16 protein-coding genes are annotated in these 21,133 nt (G+C 60.6%); 10 read left to right on the forward strand and 6 right to left on the reverse strand.

Going from position 1 to position 21,133, the window contains the following annotated elements; translation table 11 throughout:
• Window positions 1-10 precede the first annotated feature (10 nt).
• A complete protein-coding gene (locus AC13DD_RS12000) occupies window positions 11-2,455 on the reverse strand; it encodes an EAL domain-containing protein (RefSeq protein WP_273043976.1) in 2,445 nt (814 codons plus the stop codon).
• Window positions 2,456-2,564: 109 nt separating this feature from the next.
• On the opposite strand from AC13DD_RS12000, the gene AC13DD_RS12005 reads away from it, so the two are divergent.
• From AC13DD_RS12005 to AC13DD_RS12035, 7 genes are all read left to right on the forward strand, one after another.
• Entirely contained in the window at window positions 2,565-5,423 is a 2,859-nt protein-coding gene (locus tag AC13DD_RS12005; RefSeq protein WP_053114166.1) for a class I adenylate cyclase, read from the forward strand.
• A 66-nt stretch (window positions 5,424-5,489) separates the two neighbouring features.
• The gene (gene lptM, locus AC13DD_RS12010; protein ID WP_227497818.1) at window positions 5,490-5,651 is read left to right on the forward strand and encodes an LPS translocon maturation chaperone LptM; all 162 of its coding nucleotides are present in this window, start codon (window positions 5,490-5,492) and stop codon (window positions 5,649-5,651) included.
• Between the two features lie 41 nt (window positions 5,652-5,692).
• Entirely contained in the window at window positions 5,693-6,943 is a 1,251-nt protein-coding gene (gene lysA / locus AC13DD_RS12015) for a diaminopimelate decarboxylase (protein ID WP_014575857.1), read from the forward strand.
• A gap of 14 nt (window positions 6,944-6,957) precedes the next feature.
• Complete coding sequence (dapF, locus tag AC13DD_RS12020; RefSeq protein WP_008173211.1) at window positions 6,958-7,872, forward strand: diaminopimelate epimerase; 915 nt, start codon at window positions 6,958-6,960, stop codon at window positions 7,870-7,872.
• 16 nt (window positions 7,873-7,888) lie between these two features.
• Entirely contained in the window at window positions 7,889-8,635 is a 747-nt protein-coding gene (locus AC13DD_RS12025; RefSeq protein WP_053114167.1) for a DUF484 family protein, read from the forward strand.
• Between the two features lie 28 nt (window positions 8,636-8,663).
• Window positions 8,664-9,596 carry a tyrosine recombinase XerC gene (gene xerC / locus AC13DD_RS12030; RefSeq protein ID WP_062783982.1) on the forward strand — a complete coding sequence of 311 codons (933 nt, stop codon included), beginning with the start codon at window positions 8,664-8,666 and terminating at the stop codon, window positions 9,594-9,596.
• 68 nt (window positions 9,597-9,664) lie between these two features.
• Window positions 9,665-11,158, forward strand: coding sequence for a GGDEF domain-containing protein (locus tag AC13DD_RS12035; protein ID WP_008173222.1), 1,494 nt, complete (start codon window positions 9,665-9,667; stop codon window positions 11,156-11,158).
• Here AC13DD_RS12035 and AC13DD_RS12040 read toward each other — a convergent pair.
• Complete coding sequence (locus tag AC13DD_RS12040; RefSeq protein ID WP_008173223.1) at window positions 11,152-11,385, reverse strand: DUF2789 domain-containing protein; 234 nt, start codon at window positions 11,383-11,385, stop codon at window positions 11,152-11,154. The two genes, AC13DD_RS12035 and AC13DD_RS12040, sit on opposite strands and share 7 nt — an antisense overlap.
• Window positions 11,386-11,481: 96 nt before the next feature.
• On the opposite strand from AC13DD_RS12040, the gene AC13DD_RS12045 reads away from it, so the two are divergent.
• The gene (locus tag AC13DD_RS12045; RefSeq protein WP_008173225.1) at window positions 11,482-14,283 is read left to right on the forward strand and encodes an ATP-binding protein; all 2,802 of its coding nucleotides are present in this window, start codon (window positions 11,482-11,484) and stop codon (window positions 14,281-14,283) included.
• Window positions 14,284-14,295: 12 nt separating this feature from the next.
• Here AC13DD_RS12045 and AC13DD_RS12050 read toward each other — a convergent pair whose 3' ends face one another.
• Window positions 14,296-14,661: a hypothetical protein gene (locus AC13DD_RS12050; protein ID WP_008173227.1), complete on the reverse strand. Its 366-nt coding sequence runs from the start codon at window positions 14,659-14,661 to the stop codon at window positions 14,296-14,298.
• Window positions 14,662-14,879: 218 nt separating this feature from the next.
• Here AC13DD_RS12050 and AC13DD_RS12055 point away from each other — a divergent pair, with 218 nt between their 5' ends.
• Window positions 14,880-15,482 carry a hypothetical protein gene (locus tag AC13DD_RS12055; protein WP_008173230.1) on the forward strand — a complete coding sequence of 201 codons (603 nt, stop codon included), beginning with the start codon at window positions 14,880-14,882 and terminating at the stop codon, window positions 15,480-15,482.
• Window positions 15,483-15,489: 7 nt separating this feature from the next.
• A complete protein-coding gene (locus AC13DD_RS12060) occupies window positions 15,490-17,706 on the forward strand; it encodes a patatin-like phospholipase family protein (RefSeq protein ID WP_053114170.1) in 2,217 nt (738 codons plus the stop codon).
• Between the two features lie 6 nt (window positions 17,707-17,712).
• On the opposite strand, the gene AC13DD_RS12065 is transcribed toward AC13DD_RS12060, so the two are convergent.
• The 3 genes from AC13DD_RS12065 to AC13DD_RS12075 form a co-directional block, all read right to left on the reverse strand.
• A complete protein-coding gene (locus AC13DD_RS12065; RefSeq protein WP_008173234.1) occupies window positions 17,713-18,390 on the reverse strand; it encodes a GntR family transcriptional regulator in 678 nt (225 codons plus the stop codon).
• Window positions 18,391-18,473: 83 nt separating this feature from the next.
• Window positions 18,474-19,904, reverse strand: a complete 1,431-nt coding sequence (gene cls / locus AC13DD_RS12070; protein ID WP_014575864.1) for a cardiolipin synthase — start codon at window positions 19,902-19,904, stop codon at window positions 18,474-18,476.
• Entirely contained in the window at window positions 19,904-20,980 is a 1,077-nt protein-coding gene (locus tag AC13DD_RS12075) for an AraC family transcriptional regulator (protein WP_008173236.1), read from the reverse strand. Before AC13DD_RS12075 ends, cls begins: the two co-directional genes overlap by 1 nt.
• Window positions 20,981-21,133 lie beyond the last annotated feature (153 nt).

The following is a 21,133-nucleotide window of genomic DNA, read 5'->3' on the forward strand; positions in this document are numbered from 1 at the left end:
GGCGAAACGGTTAACCGCCGATTCGCCCTGTAGCGAGGTCTACCGCCGCCGGCGTGAGTTCGTCCAGTGGCTCAGGTCGGCATAGCCGGTAGCCCTGTCCGTAGTGAATGCCCAGAGTCCGTACCTTGCGAAGGGCATCGTCGCTTTCGATAAACGTGGCCACCGTCACTTTGCCGGCGGCCTCGGCAATCCGGTGCAGTGCTTCCAGCATCACCTGCTGCACCGGGTCCTCCTCCAGCTGCTGAACCATTCTCCGGTCCAGTTTGATGATATCCACGGGTAATCTCGCCGCCAGGCTGTAGCTTTCCACCGATGCGCCGGCACCGTCCAGGGCGACGCGGAAGCCTGCCCGATGCAGGGCGTCGCAAAGCACGGCCACGTCGTCGGGATACTGGGTGGCGTGGGCCTCACGGATTTCCAGGCAGAAACAGTCCGGGGCAAACGGGGATTGGTTCAGGGCATCGGCCATGAAGTCGGCGAAGGTGTCATCCAACACAGTTGCCAGTGACAGGTTAAATCCACAGTACTTCAATCGGGGTTCCAGCAAGGGCTGGTTACCGAGCCATTCCAGGGTTTGCCGGATCACCTGGCGATCCAGGCGCTTTGCCAGGTCAAACCGTTCCGCAATGGGCAGGAAATCGTCGGGCAGGAGTGTCGTCTCATCATCCGACGTTGTTGGAATCCGACAGAGGATTTCGATGTGATCGCCCCAGGTGGGGCTGGCCACCGGCCTCATGGCCTGGTATTCCAGAATCAGCGACTGTTTGTCCAGCGCGTCGCGGATCTGCTCGACCCGTTTGCTGGCCACTGAATCGTCCGTCTGGTTGGCAATAGCGCTGGCCGCGTGAACCCGGTTGCGTCCGGAGGTTTTGGCGGTGTGGCACAGGTCCGCAGCCTGGACCAGAAGCTGCTCCGGATCCGCAGGGACGTCGTTGTCCAGAATCAACAGGCCGCCCGATGCGGTGGTCTGGAGGCTGTGACCCTGCCAGTCGAAGACAAAGTCGCCGATCAAATCAAGGGTTTCCTGGGCAATCTTGCGGGCCCGCGCTTCCGGGCAGTTCTCGATCAGAAGGGCGAAGGTGTCGCCAGCGAGGCGGGCGAGGGCGTCACGCTGCCGGACGCGCACGCCGAGGTTGCCGGCCAGCTCCCTGAGGTAGCGATCACAGGTGCCGCTGCCAGCAAGATCGTTAAAGCGTTCGAATTCATCCAGATCCAGGTAGAGCAGGCTGTCGCAGGATTCCCGATGGGTTTTCTGCTCCAGGGTTCTTAATACCCGAGCGATGAATGCCTTTCTGTTCATCAGGCCGGTAACCGGATCGTGACGTATCCGGTATTCCTCACTGGAGGCGTGATTCAGCCTGGGCTCAATGCGACGGGCCACGTGCACCGCGCCGGTGATTTCGCCCTGGTCGTTGGTCAGGCGCTGGTAATGGAATTCATGCACTGGTAGCTGGCGCGACTGCTGGGCCATGGGCATCTCGACCACGAAGTTGTCACGTTCGAAGGCCCGGTGCCAGAGCCGTTCCATCAGCCTGCGTTCGTTCGGGAACTCCTGAAGCAAGTCGCTCAGGTTGTCGCCTGCCTCCGGGCGCCCGCCAAAGGTTTCGGCAAACTGTCTGGCCCAGGCGTCATTGAAGTGGAGCAGGTTGAACGAGAGATCGACCGCCACAACCAGATCGGAGGTGGCGCTGGTGACCGCTGCGAGCATGGTGTTTGCGTGCTGGCGAGCCCTGTCGAGTTTCATATCGGCGGTCCGGTCTACCAGGGTGCCGCCGAGCCCGGTAATCCGGCCGCCCTGTTTCAGAGCCCGACAACTGAGCGTCACCCGCCGATGGTTCTGTTGCGAGGTAACGATATCGAGGTTGAGGGAGAATGCGTCTCCGGTTCGGAGGCAACGGCGGAACATGGCCCGGACCCTGGCCTGGCCGGTCTGGCAGTAGAAAAGCGCCTGTTCGGGCGTGATTTCGGCGCCCGGTCTCAGCTCAAGAAGCTGGAACATTCCCTCGGTCCAGGTCATTTCATTCGTGCGGGTGTCCAGTTCCCAGATCCCGAAACCGGCAATGCTCTCCGCTGCTCGCAACAGGCGGGAATCCCTGCTTGAGCTGTCGCACAGGGCAATCGTGGCACTCGCCGCCTTGTCGGAATCCCGAACGTCGAGTCGCAGGCTCAGGCAGGCGGTGTAGAAGAAACCTTCCTTGTGCCGGAAGGTCACCAGGACGTTCTGGCCACGCTCGATCCGGTGGCGGTTTGCCGGTGCAAAAGGATCATCCTGGCGAGATGCCAGGATCCGGTGCACCGGTTGGCCTTCCAGTTCACTACTCTCATAACCGAGCACTGCCTCGGCCTGGTGGTCAGCGAACAGTACTTTTCCTTCATCGTCGATGCGTAAAACGGTCTGGCGCCCGGAGGTCGCGGACTGGTCCGAACGGTAGCGGCGAATGATGAATTCTTTCACAGCGGGTAAGCCTCGCGTGTCCTGCAGCTTTTATTTTTTTAAAGGTTTTGCCACGATGCCGACATCATACTCATACTGATGCTGAAAAGAACCTCTCTGCGGAGCCGCCTTGACCGCCCACGTTGCCCCGATTTCCCTCGACTTTGAGGAGGGAATAGATCGCAAGACCCTCCGTCGCCTGAGGGACCGGTTTCTGCTGGTCAATCAGCAGCGCTGGAATCGTGCCCACTCGGCCCTGTCCTATCGCCAGCAAATGGTGCTGGAGATTCTGCCACTGGTTTTTCATCTCAATCATCCGGCCCTGCCCGGTTACCTGGACAGCGATTGCCCCTATGGCCTGAGCAACTATCAGCCGTCACCGGCCACCATCAATGCCGCTCGTCGACTGGCCCGGACTTTTTCGCTGAAGGATGAAGGCAAGCGCAAACCGGATCTGGACGCCATGTTCCTGATGGGCAGCCCGGGAACCCTTGGCCATTCCGTGGCCAGTGACCTCGATGTCTGGCTCTGTCACCGCAGTGACCTGCCCGAGCGGGGTATCCGCTGTCTTGAGCGCAAAGCCGCGAAGCTGGCCCGCTGGGCGGAATCTTTCGGTGTCGAACTGCACGTATTCGTCTTCTGTGCTTCGGATTGGCGTGCCGGTCGGCAACGGGTAGAGGTGACCGGCGAGAACTGTGGCAGCGCCCAGCATTTCCTGCTGCTGGACGAGTTCTACCGGACCAGCATCCATCTGGCCGGTGCCTGGCCCATGTGGTGGCTGATTCCTGCGGAGCGGGAGGAAACCTACGATGACTGCATGCGCAGGCTGGTAGATTACCGGTTTGTGCGCGCCGAGGACTATATCGATTTTGGCCCGGTGCCGGCGATTCCGGAGGAAGAATTCCTTGGTGCGGGCGTCTGGCAGTTGTACAAGGGGATTGATGCGCCCTGGAAGTCGATTCTGAAACTCCTTCTGATCGAATGTTATGCGCGGACCACCGGTGAGGCTCTGTTGTCCAGCCAGTTCAAGCGGGCCGTTTTCCGCGGCGAAACCGATGCCGACCGTCTGGACCCTTACGTCATGCTCTACAATCGGCTGGAGGGCTGGCTGACCGGGCCGGAAGTGGCGTCGAGGCTGGACCTGATTCGCCGGAGCCTGTATCTGAAAGCCGGTTTGCCACTGACACGGTCCGAGGTCTCCGGTGAGCAGTGGCGTGCCCGCCTGCTGCGCCAGCTGGTGACAGGTTGGGGCTGGAGTGAAAACACGCTGGCGGAGCTGGATGATCGTCAACGCTGGCGGGCAGAGGATGTCACCACCCTGCGTCGCACCATCGTCAACGAATTGACCCACGGTTACCGCCTGCTGTCGAAAATGGCCAGGGAGCATGGCCAACGCGCCGCCATCAGCGCCAACGATATCAATCTCCTCGGCCGCAAGCTTTATGCCGCGTTTCAGCGCAAGGCGGGCAAGATCGAGCAGATCAATCCCGGGCTGGCCCCGTCGCTGGCGGAGGAAAACCTGGCATTTCATCATCAGTCGGAGCAGGGCGGCGACGCCGACGGCTGGCTGCTTTACCGGGACCTCGAAGACCCGGCAGACGCTTTCTGGCAGCCGGTTATCCGTCGCTCTGGCAATCTGGCGGAACTGATGGTCTGGTGCTATTGCAACGGTCTGCTGACCCGCTCGACTCGGCTGAATGTGCGGTCGGGCAACAGTATTGCGTCCGTCAGCGAGTTGCGTGAAATGCTTGATGCCCTGTCTGCGTTCCTGCCATTTCCGATTGCCCCGGCGGAACGGGAAGCGTTGTCCCGGGGCGTCCGGCCATTGAGGAATCTGCTGTTGGTGAACGTCGGCATTGACCCTCAGGCCCACCTCACGGAAAAGGGCCTTCACAAGCTCAGTTCCCGGCACGATTCCCTGGGCTTTAGCGGCGGGCGGGAGAATCTGGTCATCAGCATCGACCAGATTACCTTCAACAGCTGGCATGAAGTCAGTCTCCAGCATTACGCAGCGGGCGATACACTGATCCAGTGCCTGAAGAATGTTCTCGCCTCGGTGGCAGCCAATCCCGACGAATTGCCGGCCGTTCAGGTTCACTGCCACAACCGTGGTCATGGCTCTGCCATTGCCCGCCGGGTTCAGGAGCTGTTTGCCGATGTCCTCCGGCCCTTTTTTGCCGGAGGTACCGGCCCGCATCCGCTGCGCTATGTGATTGAAATGGATCGTCGCTACTTCCTGCTCCAGTTCAACGGCCTGGAACCGGGGTTTGTGGCACTCGACAGCTTTGAGGCGCTGATGGAGCATCTGGCGCTGCCCCAGGAGCGGTACCTGCCGGTGGTGTTCGATCGTTACGCGTTGCAGGACGAGCCGGCCTTGCGGGCGGTTTGCCTGGCCAGCGAACCGGACAACATCCAGGTGTTTTATCGTATTCTCGGCGATCAGGCCCGGCTCTGGGTCGTTGACGAACTGGGTTCTGTGTTCAGCTGGGAACAGGCGGTGACCAGTCGACGGCATTTGCTGGTGCCGGTACTGCGTTTCCTGGATAACCTGATCGAGCGGCGATTGCTGCGCCATACCGATTCCGCCGGCGTTGTGGCCGGCGTCCAGTGCTACGAGATTGTCCGGCGGGACGGGGCCTGGCGGGCCGAGTACCGGCCGGAGTCGGATTCGGGAGTGCCTCTGCCCGGATTTGAGGTGCAGGCCGTGGGCATCCACGAGGGCGACAGTCGCCTGCGCTTTGACATTTTCTGTGGTGACCAGGAATTCAGCGTCCAGGAGTACGGCGACCAGTTGATTCCGGCAGTGGCCCACTACATCCGCTCCCTCCGACATAGCGATGAGGTCTACCCGGTGTACCTGACCGATATCCACCTGCCCCACGACCTCGACCCCCGGGTGTATCAGCAGGATATCCAGACCAGCCAATACCTGTATTACCGGTCTGTGCTGGAAGATTCCCTGAACCGCCACCTCGCGAGGACTCGCTGACCTCGCGGCCCGGGGCGGGTGTCAGGTATACTGCGCCCATAGTGAACTCAGGGGTAGGTAGCCGATATGCGAGCGTGGACTCTGTCGATCATGACGTTGATGCTGGCTCTGGTTGTGAGCGGTTGCGGTCAGAAAGGTCCGTTGTACCGTGACAGTCAGGCCGCTTCGATAACGTCCGGGCCGGATTCGGCCCAGGAGCAGCCCGATCGCGAAGAAACCCGCGACTAGCGCCATGGCCTCCCGGCCCCGTTAAACGAATCAGGAAACTCATGGATCATTTCAACTACCGCGACGGCGAGCTGTACGCCGAGGATATCCCTGTCTCTGCCATTGCCGATCGTTTTGGCACACCGGCCTACGTGTATTCGCGCGCCACGCTTGAGCGACATTACCGGGCCTATGATGACGCTCTTCGGGATCACCCGCACCTGGTGTGCTACGCCGTTAAAGCCAATAGCAATCTGGCGGTGCTGAACGTTCTCGCGCGGCTCGGTGCCGGCTTTGATATCGTGTCGGCCGGTGAGCTGGAGCGGGTACTGCGGGCCGGTGGTGATCCGTCGCGGGTGGTCTTCTCCGGCGTTGGCAAGCAGGAATGGGAAATGAAGCGGGCCCTTGAAGTGGGCGTGCGCTGCTTCAACGTCGAATCCGATACCGAACTGGACAGGCTCAATGCGGTGGCGGGAGAACTCGGCGTAAAGGCGCCGATCTCTCTGCGGGTGAACCCGGATGTTGATGCCGGTACCCATCCCTATATTTCCACGGGTCTGAAAGAGAACAAGTTCGGGATTGATATTGCCGAAGCGTCGCAGGTCTATGCCCGTGCGGCAGGTATGCCGAATCTCGACGTGAAGGGTGTGGATTGTCACATCGGCTCACAGCTGACGAGCGTGTCACCGTTCCTCGACGCACTGGACCGAGTGCTGGCCCTGATTGATTCCCTGGCGGACCAGGGCATCCACATTCATCACCTGGATATGGGCGGTGGCCTGGGCGTCACCTACAACCAGGAGCAGCCACCACAGCCGTCGGATTACGTGAAAGCGCTGGCCGAGCGCCTGGGTGACCGCAAACTGGAGCTGATTCTGGAGCCCGGCCGATCCATTGCCGCCAACGCTGGCATCCTGGTTACCAGAGTCGAATTCCTGAAGTGCACCGAGCACCGGAATTTTGCCATCATTGATGCCGCCATGAATGATCTGATCCGGCCGGCCCTGTACAGCGCCTGGCAGGCGATTATCCCGGTCAAGCCACACCAGGATGGTGAGGAAAAGGCCTGGGATCTGGTTGGTCCGGTCTGTGAAACCGGCGATTTCCTGGGCAAGGACCGTCACCTGCGCCTGCAGGCCGGGGATCTGCTGGCGGTTCGCTCTGCGGGAGCCTATGGCTTTGTCATGAGCTCAAACTACAACACGCGGAACCGGCCGCCGGAACTCATGGTCGATGGCGACCAGGTGCATGTGGTCCGCCGCCGTGAAACTCTCGAAGACCAGCTCGCACCCGAGAGCTGCCTTCCGGAATGAGCGGGAGCGAGGAGATGACACAGCAACGCCGGACCCAGGGCCCCATGCTTCGATTCACCAAGATGCATGGGCTGGGTAATGATTTTATGGTGGTGGATGCCATCAGCCAGCCTTTTCGTCTGCGCCCCGAGATGATCCGCGAACTGGCCAACAGGAATTTCGGAATTGGCTTCGATCAGTTGCTGGTGGTGGAGCCGCCCGGGCTGCCGGATGTCGATTTCCGCTACCGCATTTTCAATGCGGACGGGTCCGAGGTGGAGCAGTGCGGCAACGGTGCCCGCTGCTTCGCCCGGTTTGTCCGGGACCAGCGACTGACCAACAAAAAGGTCATCCGCGTCCAGACCGCCAAGGGCGTGATCGAGCTCCGTGTCGGCCGGGAAGGCATGGTGATGGTCAATATGGGCGTGCCCGAGTTCAATCCGCCGGCCATTCCGTTCGCCGCCGACCGTCGAAAGGATGTCTACACCGTGGATGTGGACGGCCAGACAGTGGAACTGAGCGCCTTGTCCATGGGTAACCCCCATGGTGTGCTGCTGGTTGAGGATGTAGACCAGGCGCCGGTGGAAACGCTGGGGCCCAAGCTCGAGCGGCATCCCCGCTTCCCGGCACGGGCCAACATCGGGTTTCTCCAGATTCTGGATCGTACCCATGTCCGCCTGCGGGTGTTTGAGCGTGGCTCGGGCGAGACCCTCGCCTGCGGTAGTGGTGCCTGTGCCGCCGTGGTGGCCGGCTGCCTGCGAGGCCTGCTGGATGCCCGCGTGGAAGTGGAATTGCGGGGTGGCCCTCTGGTCATTGAATGGCAGGGTGAAGGGACCCCTGTTATGATGGAAGGGCCTGCAACCAGCGTATTTGAGGGGCAGTTGAGGCTGCCGGGTGATTCTGGTGGTCGTCGACGCAGGAGCGCTCGCCCCCATAAACAACGATCCTGACAGCCAGGAGTACTCCATGACAGAACAAACGGCCCGCCAGAAGGCCGGTGAGCTCACCCGGGAAGAGGTGGCGGATTACCTGCGCGCCAACCCCGATTTCTTCATCGACCAGGACGAGCTGCTGCGCAGCCTGACCCTGCCCCACGACAGTGGCCGGGCCATTTCGCTGGTCGAACGCCAGGTGCATCTGTTCCGGGAGCAGCGGGACACCCTGCGCAGGGAGTTGGTAGAGCTTGTATCCATCGCCCGCCATAACGACCGGTTGTTCGAGAAGAGCAAGCGTTTGCTGATGCAGGTGATTGAAGCGCGGACGCTCAACGATATGGCTGCTGCCATTGATGACAGTATCCGTGGTGATTTCGGTCTCGACGCCGCTTCCGTGTTGTTGTTTACCGATGTTGAGCTGCCTGAGGCCTCTCAAGGCGCCCTGCATGTGGTCAGTCCTTCTGCGGCCCGTGAGCGCCTGGGCAGCCTGCTGGAAGGTGAGCGTGCCGTGTGCGGCCAGTTCCGGGAGAGCGAACGGGAGTTTCTGTTCCCGGACCGTGAAGAACCCATTGCCTCGGTCGCCCTGGTGCCGCTGAGGCATGACGAGCTGGCGGGCGTGTTTGCGGTCGGTAGCTGCCAGCCCGGCTATTTCGACCAGAGCATGGGTTCCCTGTTCCTGAGCTACATCAGCGACACACTCAGCCGCCTGCTGCCGCCCATGGTGCAGCGCCACACAGCGGCTGCTCCGGTCACCGACATGGCGACGGAGTCCCGCTAACGTGTCAGAAGCCCCGGAGAGTCCGGCAGTGCCCAATGAGCTGACCGGGCCGCTGGCGGAATTTATCCGGCACCTGGCTTCTGAGAAACGCCATTCTCCAAGAACCTGCGACAGCTACCAGCGCGACCTGCTGCGTCTGGCGGACTGGCTGGGCCGCAGTGGATTCGTTGCCTGGCAACGGGTGACCAACCACGACCTGCGCCGCTACGTCGCGACGCTCAGCCGGGAGGGGTTGTCAGGCCGGAGCATTGCCAGACATCTCTCGGCGACCCGCCGTTTCTACCAGTTCCTGCTCAGGGAGAAGCTGGCATCGGATAATCCGGCGCTGGATATCCGGGCCCCCAAGAGTGGCCGCCGTCTGCCTCGCGTTGCAGATGTGGATCAACTGAATCATCTACTGGACGGACAGCCGGACGATCCCCTGGAAGTGCGGGATCTATGTATGTTCGAGCTGATGTATTCTTCCGGGCTGCGGCTGGCGGAGCTGGCAAGCCTGGATCTGGATACCGTCGATCTGCGCAGTGGTGAGGTTCGCGTGATGGGTAAGGGTGGCAAGGAACGGCTGCTGCCCGTCGGACGAAAAGCCATTGCAGCCATACAGGCCTGGCTACCGTACAGAGCGGCGCTGGCCAATGACGGTGAGGCTGCTCTGTTCGTCAGCCAGCGGGGCGAACGACTCAGCCACCGAAGTATCCAGGCCCGCCTGAGCCGCTGGGGAATCAGCCGCGGTGCCGACCAGAAGCTCCATCCGCACCTGCTGCGACACTCGTTTGCCAGCCACATGCTTGAATCCAGTGGTGACCTTCGTGCCGTACAGGAACTTCTGGGCCATGCCGACATTGCCACGACCCAGGTCTATACTCATCTTGATTTTCAACATTTGGCCCGGGTTTATGACCAGAGTCACCCCAGAGCACGACGCGATCGGTATCATGGTAAAACCAGTGACGAGAGTTCCTGAGACCAGCACGGGTCATCTAGGGGTTTTTCACACATCAACAGTACAGCAAGGATAGGCGGGAGCGCTCCATGGCATCGGATCAGTCCTGGAAGGAAAAATACCTTCAGGAACTCGAGTCTGCAGACAATCGGGAAAAGCAGTGGAAGGCGGAGCGGAATACCCTTGAACGCATGCTGGTGCGCACCAGTCTCGCCTCCGAAGGCCAGACCCCGGAGCTGGATCGGTTGCTGGCTCGCATCCGGAAGGACCTGCGGAAGAACCGGGTAGATGTGGACGCCTGGAAGGACTTGCAGGATCAGATTGATCGCCAGGTCGCCTTGCTCGATGAGCGCCAGTCGGCCAACGACAGGAAGCCTTCCTTTTTCTCCCGTCTGGCGCGAGAGCCAGAGCAAGAGTCCCAGCAACAGCAGCAACAGGTCAGCGCGGAACCTTTACCGGAAAGCAGCGAGCAGCCGGAGTCCCTCCCGGGCAATGAACAGGATATCGAGGACAACGTCCAGCGGTTGCGCATTGCCCGCCGTGTGGGCCAGCTGTTGGGTCAGATGCTTACCCAGGTCTCCCTTGAGCCCGCCGCCGAGGCCCGGGCACGGGCGCTGCAGCAATCTCTGCTTGCCAGTAACGACTGGAACGAATTGCGCGAAGGCCTGAACCACGTGGCTGAGCTGGTCATCGCTGCAGTTACCCGGAGCAAGCGAGAATTCGAAGCCTTTCTCAAACGCCTTGATGAACGTCTGGAGCTGTTGAAGGAACACTTCTCGGCCCAGTCCTCGGCCCAGTGCGGCCGGCTGGATGCCTCAGAGCACCTTGATCGCGAGATCCGCGAGGAAATTGAGCGGGTCGGGCAACGTTTGCAGGAGAGCGATGACCTTCAGGATCTCAAACAGTCGGTCAGTCGTCATCTTGAGTCCATTGGTCAGGCGGTAGGCCGTTTCCGTACCCAGGAATCCGAGCGCGAGCGTGCGCTCTCCGAGCAGCTTGAGGCCATGCAGGAGAAAGTGGCGGCCATGGAGGCCCACTCCGAGCAGATGCAGGAACAGGTCCGTAAGGAGAGGCTCCGGGCCATGACCGACCTGCTTACCGAGTTGCCCAACCGTGAAGCCTGGCAGGAGCGACTGTCATTCGAGTACAACCGCTGGCAACGCTACAGCCATCCGTTGACCATCGGTGTGCTGGATATCGATCTTTTCAAACGGATCAACGACTCCTATGGTCACAAGGCCGGCGACAGGGTGTTGCAGCTGGTTGCGAGAGAGTTCAGGGATCGCTTGCGCACCACGGACTTTGTGGCTCGTTTTGGCGGCGAGGAATTCGTGGTGTTGTTCCCGGAAACCGAACCTTCGGACGCGCGAGCAGTGGTGGACAAGTTGCGGGAACATGTCGGCAAGCTGCCGTTCCACTTCCGCGGCGAGCCGGTCACTGTGACCTTCTCAGCCGGCCTCGCGGGATTCATTGCCGGCGACACCGAGGAGTCGGTGTTCGACCGGGCCGACCGGGCCCTCTATCAGGCCAAGGACGCCGGCCGGGACCAGGTGATGATCAGCGACAGTGCCGACGTTCAGTGACGCATCATTGCGTCCAGCTCGTCGATCACCTCCGCCCAGTCGCTGTCTTCCTCCAGGCCTTCTTCCAGGAAGTGAGACTGGCTTTCGGACCAGATGGGAGCATCCTGGATCGCAACTTCGCTCGGCAGGGGCGAGTACCTGGCGACAAAATCCTCAATGCTTTTGGCGTCGGACGCCAGGCCTAGCTGCTCGAACAGAGTACTGAGGGTGTGTTTGCTGGTGTCCATGGACATTCGTCTCCCGTTGGCCGTTTGCCTGAATGAAATCAATGGCGTTTGCAGGTATTGTTCCCTGAAATGTAGCGGAACCCTTAAGGATATCCAGTGAAGGTTACCCTTGCCTTTCTACTATGCTGCCTGTTGGCGCTGTTTCAATCCCCCCTGCGGGCGGAACCGCCGCAAGCATCGCCGGCCCCCGTGCTAGGCAAAGAGGAGTTGACCTGGCTGGAAGGGCAGGACCGGTTTCGTATCGGTCTCCGCAGCGATCAGGTGCCGCTGGTTTTCGATACCGGCAATGGCGTGCTTGCGGGCACCTACATTGACTACCTTGCCCGGCTCTCCGACAAACTGGGCGTCGCCATGGAGCCAATCGTCCTCGAGACCGGGCAGGATAGCGGCCCGGTCAGGAGTGAGCTGGCAACCGATGCGGTTCTGACCACAAGAATGCCGGGGATGCCGGTGGTGCCCGGCAAGCGTTTCACCGATCCCCTGATGTCTCTTACCTATGGCGTGTTCGTCAGCGCCGGCGATGCGGCTATCCGGACCCTTGCCGATCTTGAGGGCAGCCGGATTGCGGTTATTGCCGGTGACCCCAACCAGTATCCCATGCTGGACCCCGTCGAGGAGTTTACGCCGGTGCCGGTCAGCAACGTCAGCGAAGCCGTCGGCCAGATTCTTTCGGGGCAGGCCGATGCGTTTCTGGCGCCGGTGCCCGTGGTGTCCGATTACCTCCAGTCGGCGATGGTGAATGGGATCGGTCTGTCGGTACTGCTCGATAACAGCCCGGTAGATGTGGTGTTGCGGGTGGATACCGATCGGGACCTGCTTTACCAGGTGCTGAACAAGGCCATTGCCGCAATCGGCCATAACGAACACCGCACCATCCGCCAGTCATGGCTGCAGGCCGATCAGCCGTCCCTTGAACGAAGTGGCCTGGAATTGTCCGGATCGGATATGGAGTGGCTCAAACAGCATCCGGATCTGAAAGTCGCGTTTCGCGCGGACTGGCCGCCGTTTGAATACACCCAGGACGGCCGGCCCACCGGCCTGGTTCCAGATTTGCTGACCCGGCTGGAAACCGAGCTGAACGTGCGGTTTACGCGCACTGTCGCTGGAAGCCGCATGGATGCTGAAGAAAAGCTGCGTTCGGGCGAGGTGGATATTCTTCCCGGGTTGTCCCGGACGCCGCGCACCGAAGAGGCATTTCTGTTTACCCGGGCCTATCTGACCGTGCCCATCGCCCTTGCCATCCGGGACGACGGTCGCTTTATCGGCGATCTCCGGGAACTCCGCACGGAACGGGTGGGTGTGGTGAACCGGCATGCGGCCCACGATTACCTGTTGATCAATCATCCGAACCTGGATCTTTACCCGATGGATACGGTGGAGGAGGGGCTTCTGGCACTATCCAACGGCGACCTGGATGTCATGGTTACCCATATTCCGGCGGTCAGTTACACAGTCGCCCGGCTGGGACTGTCGAACCTAAGGATTACCAGCATTACTCCCTACCAGTACGACCTGCGACTGGCCGTACGCAAGGACAACCCTGAGCTGCACCGGGTGCTGAACAAGGCGCTGGGCAGCCTCGAAGCCAGCGAGACAGAATCCATCTACAACAGGTGGATTCATCTGGATATCGAGCAGGAGACCGATTACACCGTAGTGCGGCGGGTGGTGCTGATCGCCATCCTGGTCGTGCTGATCTTTCTGTACTGGAACCGCAAGTTGTCGCGGGAGGTGGATGAGCGTATCCGGTCGGAGAATGCCCTGCGCCGGAGCGAAGACGAGTTGCGGGCCGCCAAGCTCGAAGCCGAGAGGTTGGCCCGGGAGGCGGAGGCCGCCAGCCTGGCCAAGAGTGAGTTCCTGGCCAATATGTCCCACGAAATACGAACGCCGATGAACGCGGTGATCGGCTATAGCGATCTGCTCAGCAACAGTGTTACCGACCCGCAGCAGCGCAATTACCTGGACGCCATCCGGGCGGGAAGTCGAAGTCTGCTGATGCTGATCAACGACATTCTGGACCTGTCCCGAATCGAGGCGGGGAAAATGCGGTTGGACTATTCCGCCGTATCGGTCCGTCGTCTCCTGGATGATGTTCGCCACATTTTCGATCTGCGGGCCCGGGAGCAGGGCATAACCCTGGAAGTGAGTGTCGACTCGCGAATGCCCGGCGCCATGATGCTGGATGAAACCCGTCTTCGGCAGGTTCTGTTCAACCTGGTCGGCAACGCCATCAAGTTCACCCACGACGGTGGTGTCACAGTTCGGGCAACCGCGAAGCCGCTCAAGAAGCGGTCGGCAGAAGCGGAACAGAACCCGGAAGCGCCGGAACGCCAGTATTACAAGTTGATCGTCACGGTCAGCGATAGCGGTATCGGTATCCCGCCGGATCAGGTGGAGCGTATTTTCGATGCCTTTGAGCAGCAGGAGGGGCAGAATACGCGGCGCTATGGTGGAACCGGTCTCGGGTTGGCCATCAGCCGGAAGCTGGCCCGTATGATGGGCGGTGAGCTGGAAGTTGAGAGTGAGCAAGGTTCCGGTTCGGTCTTTACGGTGACCTTGCCCCGGGTTGAGGCGACGGTGGAACAGGCGGAAGACGAGGGCGTTCCCAAGGAATCCGACCGGCTGCTGGCCCAGACTCTCAGCATGCAGGAGCGGGGCTGGCTCAGGGAACAGCTCGCGGCGGATTTCGGTGACGAGTGGGAAGCTGTGAGAGAGAGTGGCGATCCGGAGCAGATGAAAGACTTTGCACGCCGGGTGCTGGCCTGGGGCCAGCGATTCCGGTCACGTTCCGTTACCCGTTACGGGGAGAAGCTGCTTGCGGATGTCGAGGCATTCAACCTGGACGCGGTCAACAGTGCTCTTGAGGCTTTCCCGAAGTTGCTCGGCCGCGAAGAGTAAGAGCCGGGTGGGTTACAGACAATCGAACTGCGAGCGACGGTCGAAAGCGACCGAGACCATGTCGTAACCGGAATCCGAGAGTTGGCGGATCAGGTCGCGGTCTTTCAGCAGAGTCATGCAGACCTTGTGCACGCTGGCCTGAAGCTGTTCAGATGCCATGTCGTTAGAAGCCAGGCGGAAATCCACAATCAGGTATTTGCGCTCGACCGCCGCGCTGGCGGGGATATCCTGTCGTTCAACGCTCTCGTACCCGATATAGGTCGCCTGGGCTTCCGGAAACACCTGGCTCATGAGTACATCAAGATTTTCGGCATGAACAAGCGGTGCCGACAGCAAAAGGGCTGTGGCAGCGAGGCGAAGTGAGCGTGTGATCGTCATTGGAGGCCACTCCCTGGTGACATTCCGGTTAATCTGTAACCAAGTGTAAAGTTTGGTTACCGTTGATTATTGCAGAGTCTGTCGCATTTTGCGTGATATGTGACATTAATTTTTCAATTGTTTGCAGTCTCGATACAGTGACGACCGGGCTTTCGGGCTCCCGGTCCGGTGCACGATCAACTATGATGTGGGTAAGACGGACTTAGAGAGGAAAACGCATGTTTCAGCTTGTCTTTAAAGGGGAATGCGTTCCCGGAACGGATCTGGAAACGGCGCGCAACAATGCCAGAACCCTGTTCAAGGCGTCTCTTGATCAGGTTGATCGCATGTTCAGTGGTCAGCCGGTGGTTATTCGCAACAAGCTGGAAGAGGTTCAGGCTGAAAAATACCGGGCGGTGTTGAAAAAGCACGGCATGGTAGCTTATGTCCAGCCGATGGCTGACGCCCGGCCTGCTGCCAGTGCGGCACCACAGCCAGCCCCGTCGGCCCCCGCAAGTCAGCCCCGTCCGCAGCCGGCGCCCTCTGCCCCGCCGGCGGAAGGGCAGCGCCGTGGGGTTCCTGAAACCGAGCCTGGCGATCGTTTGCCGGTGGCGGGCGAGAAGGTGGATACGATACTTTCCGGCTCCGGTCTGAGTCTGGATCCGGTCGGGGTCAACCTGACAGAGAAGACCGAAGTGGAGCCACCGATGTTTCAGCATCTGGACGAGTGGAGCCTTGCTCCGGCTGGCAGTGATCTGGGTGTCGAGCGTGACCTGCCGCCGCCGATGATACCTGACGTATCCCACCTGTCACTGGCGGACGACTCCTCCGAGCGGAAATAACCCAATTGTGAGCCAGTGCAACCCCTGGGGCCGGAATGCCCCTCGACTGATCGCCGTCATCATGATTCTCTTGGCACCACTGGCTTCGGCTGAGGAGCGTCCCAAGGTAGGGCTGGTTCTGAGTGGCGGCGGCGCCAAGGGTATGGCCCATGTTGGCGTGCTGCGGGTTCTGGAGGAAATGCGGGTTCCTGTTGATCTGGTGGTGGGCACCAGCGCGGGTTCCGCAGTCGGTGCCCTGTATGCCAGTGGTATGCCGGTCAGTGACATCGAGCAGCGCTTTATCGAGATGGACTGGCTTTCCAGCTTTCGCGACGATCCCGGCCGGGTCTACAAGCCGGTTCGGCGCAAGCAGGATGACTGGCGGTTTCCGGTGGTCCCGGGCATCGGTGTTCGCGCCGATGGCCTGCGTGTCGGCGGCGGGCTGATTGCCGGGCAGAATCTAGGTTTTATCCTCAACGAGCTGACCCACAACGCCGCCCTGGTTGAAGACTTCGACCGGCTCCCCATTCCCTTCAGGGCGGTTGCCACCGATCTCGAGACCGGTGAGCAGGTGGTCATCGGTGACGGTAACCTCTCCGAGGCCATCCGTGCCAGCATGAGTATTCCCGGGGTATACGCGCCGGTGGAACGTGATGGCCAGTTGCTGGTGGATGGGGGCGTCGCCAACAACCTGCCCATCAGCGTTGCCAGGGATTTGGGCGCCGACATCATCATCGCAGTGGATATTACCGACAGTCTGATGGAAACCGACGAGCTGCGGGGCGCGTTTTCCGTTGTCGGTCAACTCACAACCATCATGACCCGTCGGAACACCGACCAGCAGCTGGATCTGCTCGCCGAAGACGATGTTCTGATCCGCCCCGACCTCGAAGGCTACACCTCCGCTGATTTTTACGATGCGCCGGTTCTGTTTGAGCTGGGCGCCAGCTCGGCCCGGGAACACGGCGTCGAACTGCGTCCGTTGGCATTATCCCGCAAGGCCTGGGCCGATTGGCGCGACAGCGTGTCAGCGCAGGACGCGGGTGCGCGTATCGTGTCACGCATCGAGATCGAAGACAGTCGTCGGTTGGCCCGGGACTTCCTCAAGGAACGAATCCGGCAGAGAATCGGAGAGCCACTGGACACCGCCCGCCTGGAAGCCGACCTCAAACGGATCTACGGGCTTGGCTATTACGAGATTGTGTCCTATTCGACCTCGTCTTTGCCCGAGGGAACCGTTCTGACCATCCGCGTCCAGGAGAAGAGCTGGGGGCCGAACTACCTGTCTTTCGGTTTGAGTTATGAGGATAACTTTGACGGGGAAACCCGGTTCAATCTTGCCTCTTCCCTTCGAATGACCGAGCTCAATGCCCTGGGCGGGGAGTGGCAGACCGGTGTTCAGCTGGGCACCGAGCCCTGGGTTCGCAGCCAGTGGTATCAGCCGCTGGATTACGGCTATGAGCGTTTTCTGGTGCTCGGTGGCGAGTACTCCCGGGATACCTTCAGCCTGTTTGATGCCGCCGGAACCCGCGTTACGGAGGTGGATGTGACCTTCCGGAAAGCGGATCTGGCACTGGGCATGGAAATCGGCGGCAATGCCGAAGTTCGCCTGATCTATGCGCGGGGCTATGCGACGGTTGACGAGCAGATCGGGCAACCGGTAGCGCCGGAGGGGTCGGTGCACCAGGGTGGGCTGGCCGTGCAACTGGTACACGACTCTCTGGACGATACTTTCTATCCTCGCGACGGTGGCTTTGCCGGCCTCCGTGGACGTTTTGAACGGGAGGGCCTGGGATCCGACCGGGAGTTCGATTCGGTAACCGGCCTGGCGCTGGGAACCGGAAGCTGGAAAGGCCTGACCCTGACCGGACTGGTCTTCGGCCATGCGGTAACCCGGGGCACTCCCGGAATTGAAAATGCCGTCCGCCTGGGTGGATTCCGCCGGCTATCGGCATACGCGCCGGGTGAGATTACCGGAGACAACGCGTTAATGGTTTCAGCCTATGCCAGCCAGACCTTTGGCGGCCCGCTGCTGCCCTGGTTCGTTGGCGCCGGGTTCGAGGCGGGTAATGCCTGGCCCTCTCTGGATGAGGCGAGCTGGGACAGTTCGGTGAAATCGTCCAGCGTATTCGCCGGCGTGGATACCTTCCTCGGCCCGGTTCAGGTGGCCGCAGCCTACAACAACGAAGACAACTGGACGGCCTACCTGAACATTGGTTTCTCGTTCACCCAGCTCTTTTACTGAGTGCCGTCAGGCCGTTCTGCTGCCGGTCTTTTCAATGGCAGTGAGAACCTGCTGGCATTGTTGCAGGGCATAGCGGTGCAGGATGTCTGCCAGGCGATCCTCATCCCGATCCTTGATGGCACTGATTGACTGTTCCATGTGGGACAGGTTGTCCTCAATGACACGATTGCCTCCTTCCTGGAAGGCGACGAAGGCACAGCGCTTTGCCGAAGGCCAGAGGTCATCAATGGCAGAGACAATGAAGTAGTTGTCGGCATAGGCCAGCGATGCCTTGGTGTACTCAATGCCCAGCTCCAGAAACGCCATAAGATCGTTTTTCCTGTAGCAGGCCTGCATCTGCTCATACAGGCTCTCCAGCCGGGCCATGTCCTCGGGCTGCCAGTGACGCACCAGCTTGCGACCGGTGTGGGTGAGGTAGAGCTCCAGAGTCTCGTACAGGCTGCGAACGAAGTATTCATCCAGCGGAGTCACGAACGCGCCTTTGCGGGGTACGTTGCGGACCAGATGCCGCTTCTCCAGCAGCAGCAAGCCCTCCCGTATGGATCCATGACTGACGTCCATCTGTTTCGCCATGGCGCCCTCGTAGATCCGTTCACCGGAGCGCAGCTGGCCAAAGGCAATCAGGTTTTCGATGTGGCGTGCGACCTGTTCGGTCAGTGTTTCTCTGGGCTTGAAGGCATTCATGGTGATCTGTCGCTACTGCATACTGGCTGAATCGTCCTGGCATAGTCGCACATCGGCTATTCCGGAGCCAGTGGGCGGATGGCCTATAGCAGTGGCGCCAGCAGGCGGACGGCCCGGCAACACAGGCGGAACAGGATCGACCGATCCTTGTAGTCGCTCTCGATCATCAGGCGGGAATTGTCCAGATCGTGTTCCAGCATGGATTCCACACTCCGGATGAAATGCCTTGCGGTGGTTATGGCGGTGATCTCGAAATTCAGTCGCATCGAGCGGTTGTCCATGTTGGCGGTTCCCACCGCCGCGTATCGATCATCCACCAGGATCACTTTCTGATGCATGAAGCCAGGCTGGTAGCGATAGATGCCGATGCCGGTCTTGCAGGCCTGGACGAGGTAAGAGTAAGCCGCCAGGCCAATCAGGCGGCTGTCCGATTTCTCCGGAATCAGGATTCGTACGTCCACGCCCCGAAGCGCCGCCAACTGAAGGGCGTTCATGATCTGGAAATCCGGAACAAAATAGGGCGAGGCGATCCAGAGCCGGGTGCGGGCATTATTGATGCAATTGAGGAAAAACAGTGTGCAGGTTTCCCAGCTGTCCGCGGGTCCTGTTGGCAGCATCAGCACCTCGTCGTCGCCGGGCTGGTTGTCGACCGGCGCCCAGTCGAGGCTGGGAAAATCGTTGCTGGCCCAGTTCCAGTCTTCCAGCCATGCCAGCTGCAGGCCGGTGACGGCCGGACCCTCAATCCGGCAGTGGGTATCGCGCCAGGGTTCCTGGTCCATGGCAGTGCCCAGGTATTCGTCTCCCAGGTTGATGCCACCCACAAAGCCGATCTTGCCGTCGCAGACCAGCAGTTTCCGGTGGTTCCGGAAATTGATCTGGAACCGCCTCCGGCGGATGTTGCCGTTACCGAACGAGGCCACGCGGGCGCCGGCGGCGGCGAGCTGGTTCAGGTACTTGCGCGGCAGCCAGACGCTGCCAATGTCGTCATACAGAAACCAGACTTCCACACCCTGGGCCAGTTTGCGCTCGAGAATTGACTTGATCCGGCGGCCAACCCGGTCTGACCGCACGATGTAGAATTCCAGCAGGATATAGTGCTCGGCGTCTTCCATGGCTTCGAACAGGGCCTCGAACGTGGCCTCACCGTCCCTGAGCAGGGTACATCGGTTGCCATCGGTGAACGGCTGCCGGCCCAGTCGGCAGAGCACCTGAAGTTCGTCGGTGAACCGTTCGCTGGCGGGGATGGGTATGGAGGTTGTTTGCTGCTCGAACCGGTTCAGCAGATTGGTCAGGGATTCGTCGCCAAGCCGTCGGGCTTTCACGTAGCCGCCAAACCGATGCCTCCCGAACAGCACGAACATGGGCACAGCCAGGTAGGGCAGGCCGATCAGGGCAATGACCCAGGCAATGGCACCCTGTGTTGTCCGATAGGTCAGAAGAATACGGTAAATACAGGCAAATGCGCCCAGGTAAACGGCCCCGACCACCAGTGCAACGAGAGACAGCTCGTCCATCATTGCGCTCCCTCATCTGCCTGGTGGCCGTAGGGCCCCGATGTGGCCAGATGCCTTGCCCGGTACTCTGCCGGTGAGGTGCCGGTCCAGCGCTTGAACGCCCGGCTGAAGGCGCTGAGCTCTGAAAAACCCAGCAGAAAAGCAATTTCACCCAGAGCGTACTGGTCGGCCGCAACATACCTGAGCGCCTTGTCCTGGCGAACCTGCTCAACCAGGCCATGGAAGCTCAGGCCTTCCTTCTTGAGCTTGCGGTAGAGCGTCTGGCGGCTCATATGGCATTGCCGGGCAAGGCTGTCGGCATCGATTCTTTCGGTCGCCATCTGCTTCGAGATCAGTCGGCGAATCCTGCGGCCGAACGAGCGGCGGCTCTGAAGCCTCGCCAGCAGCGTATTGACCTGCTTCAGTACTGCCGAATACACGTAGGGATTGCGGCGTGGTATCGGGTGCCCCAGATGCCGGCTGTTGAACGCCAGCCGGGTAATACCGCAATCAAACCGCACCGGGCCACCGAGAAGCTTTTCGTACTCGTCGGCGTACACCGGCGCCGGATGGGCGATCTCTACCCATTCCGCCCGGATGCCCGGATGAATGAAGTGGCGGGTGCGGGTGATGGCCGCAGCCAGGGTCCGGTCCATATCCTGCCGGCAGTAATGTTCGGCCATGTCCGGTTGCCAGCAGAGAATGGCCTGGTCGGCGGTCTGTTCGAAGCTCAGGAATACCGACTCGTTGATCAGCCGATGCAGGCGCACGTACTGGGTAACGGCTTCACCCAGGGTGTCACAGTTGAAAAACACATGCCCGACCAGTCCCATCCGCTCGGGATCCACCACTTTTCCGGCGTGCAGCCCGACAGCCGGATCGCCCGTTACCAGCTCGGCGTGTTCCCACAGCCGGTAATGGGCATCGGCGGGCACGCGCCGGTCCGGGTCGGTGAGCTCCGACATGGCCAGCCCGGTCAGCTGTTCCACCCGTGGCGCATTGAGAACACCCTGGCGTTCCAGATAGTGAACCAGCGCCAGCGTGCTGGAGGCAGCGACCAGGGGTGCGCTGGTGGAGTCTGATTGGGCAGATGTCACGTTGATAGTTAACGACCTGTCATGATGACTGATACAAAATGTCAAGTGGGTGCAACCGCCTGTCAAGGGTTACCCGTGGCTTTAACGATAGCATCAACGTATCAGGTTGAAGCAATGGAAAAGCAATCAGGAGGTGTTTTATGGAACAGGAAA

Source organism: Marinobacter sp. L-13 (genome assembly GCF_056857715.1).

Coding starts and splice junctions, on each gene's coding strand:
- AC13DD_RS12055 (WP_008173230.1), top strand. CDS start 14,880: ATGTTTCAGCTTGTCTTTAAAGGGGAATGCGTTCCCGGAACGGATCTG.
- lptM (WP_227497818.1), top strand. CDS start 5,490: ATGCGAGCGTGGACTCTGTCGATCATGACGTTGATGCTGGCTCTGGTT.
- AC13DD_RS12065 (WP_008173234.1), bottom strand. CDS start 18,390: ATGAATGCCTTCAAGCCCAGAGAAACACTGACCGAACAGGTCGCACGC.
- AC13DD_RS12035 (WP_008173222.1), top strand. CDS start 9,665: ATGGCATCGGATCAGTCCTGGAAGGAAAAATACCTTCAGGAACTCGAG.
- AC13DD_RS12050 (WP_008173227.1), bottom strand. CDS start 14,661: ATGACGATCACACGCTCACTTCGCCTCGCTGCCACAGCCCTTTTGCTG.
- AC13DD_RS12040 (WP_008173223.1), bottom strand. CDS start 11,385: ATGGACACCAGCAAACACACCCTCAGTACTCTGTTCGAGCAGCTAGGC.
- cls (WP_014575864.1), bottom strand. CDS start 19,904: ATGGACGAGCTGTCTCTCGTTGCACTGGTGGTCGGGGCCGTTTACCTG.
- lysA (WP_014575857.1), top strand. CDS start 5,693: ATGGATCATTTCAACTACCGCGACGGCGAGCTGTACGCCGAGGATATC.
- AC13DD_RS12025 (WP_053114167.1), top strand. CDS start 7,889: ATGACAGAACAAACGGCCCGCCAGAAGGCCGGTGAGCTCACCCGGGAA.
- dapF (WP_008173211.1), top strand. CDS start 6,958: ATGACACAGCAACGCCGGACCCAGGGCCCCATGCTTCGATTCACCAAG.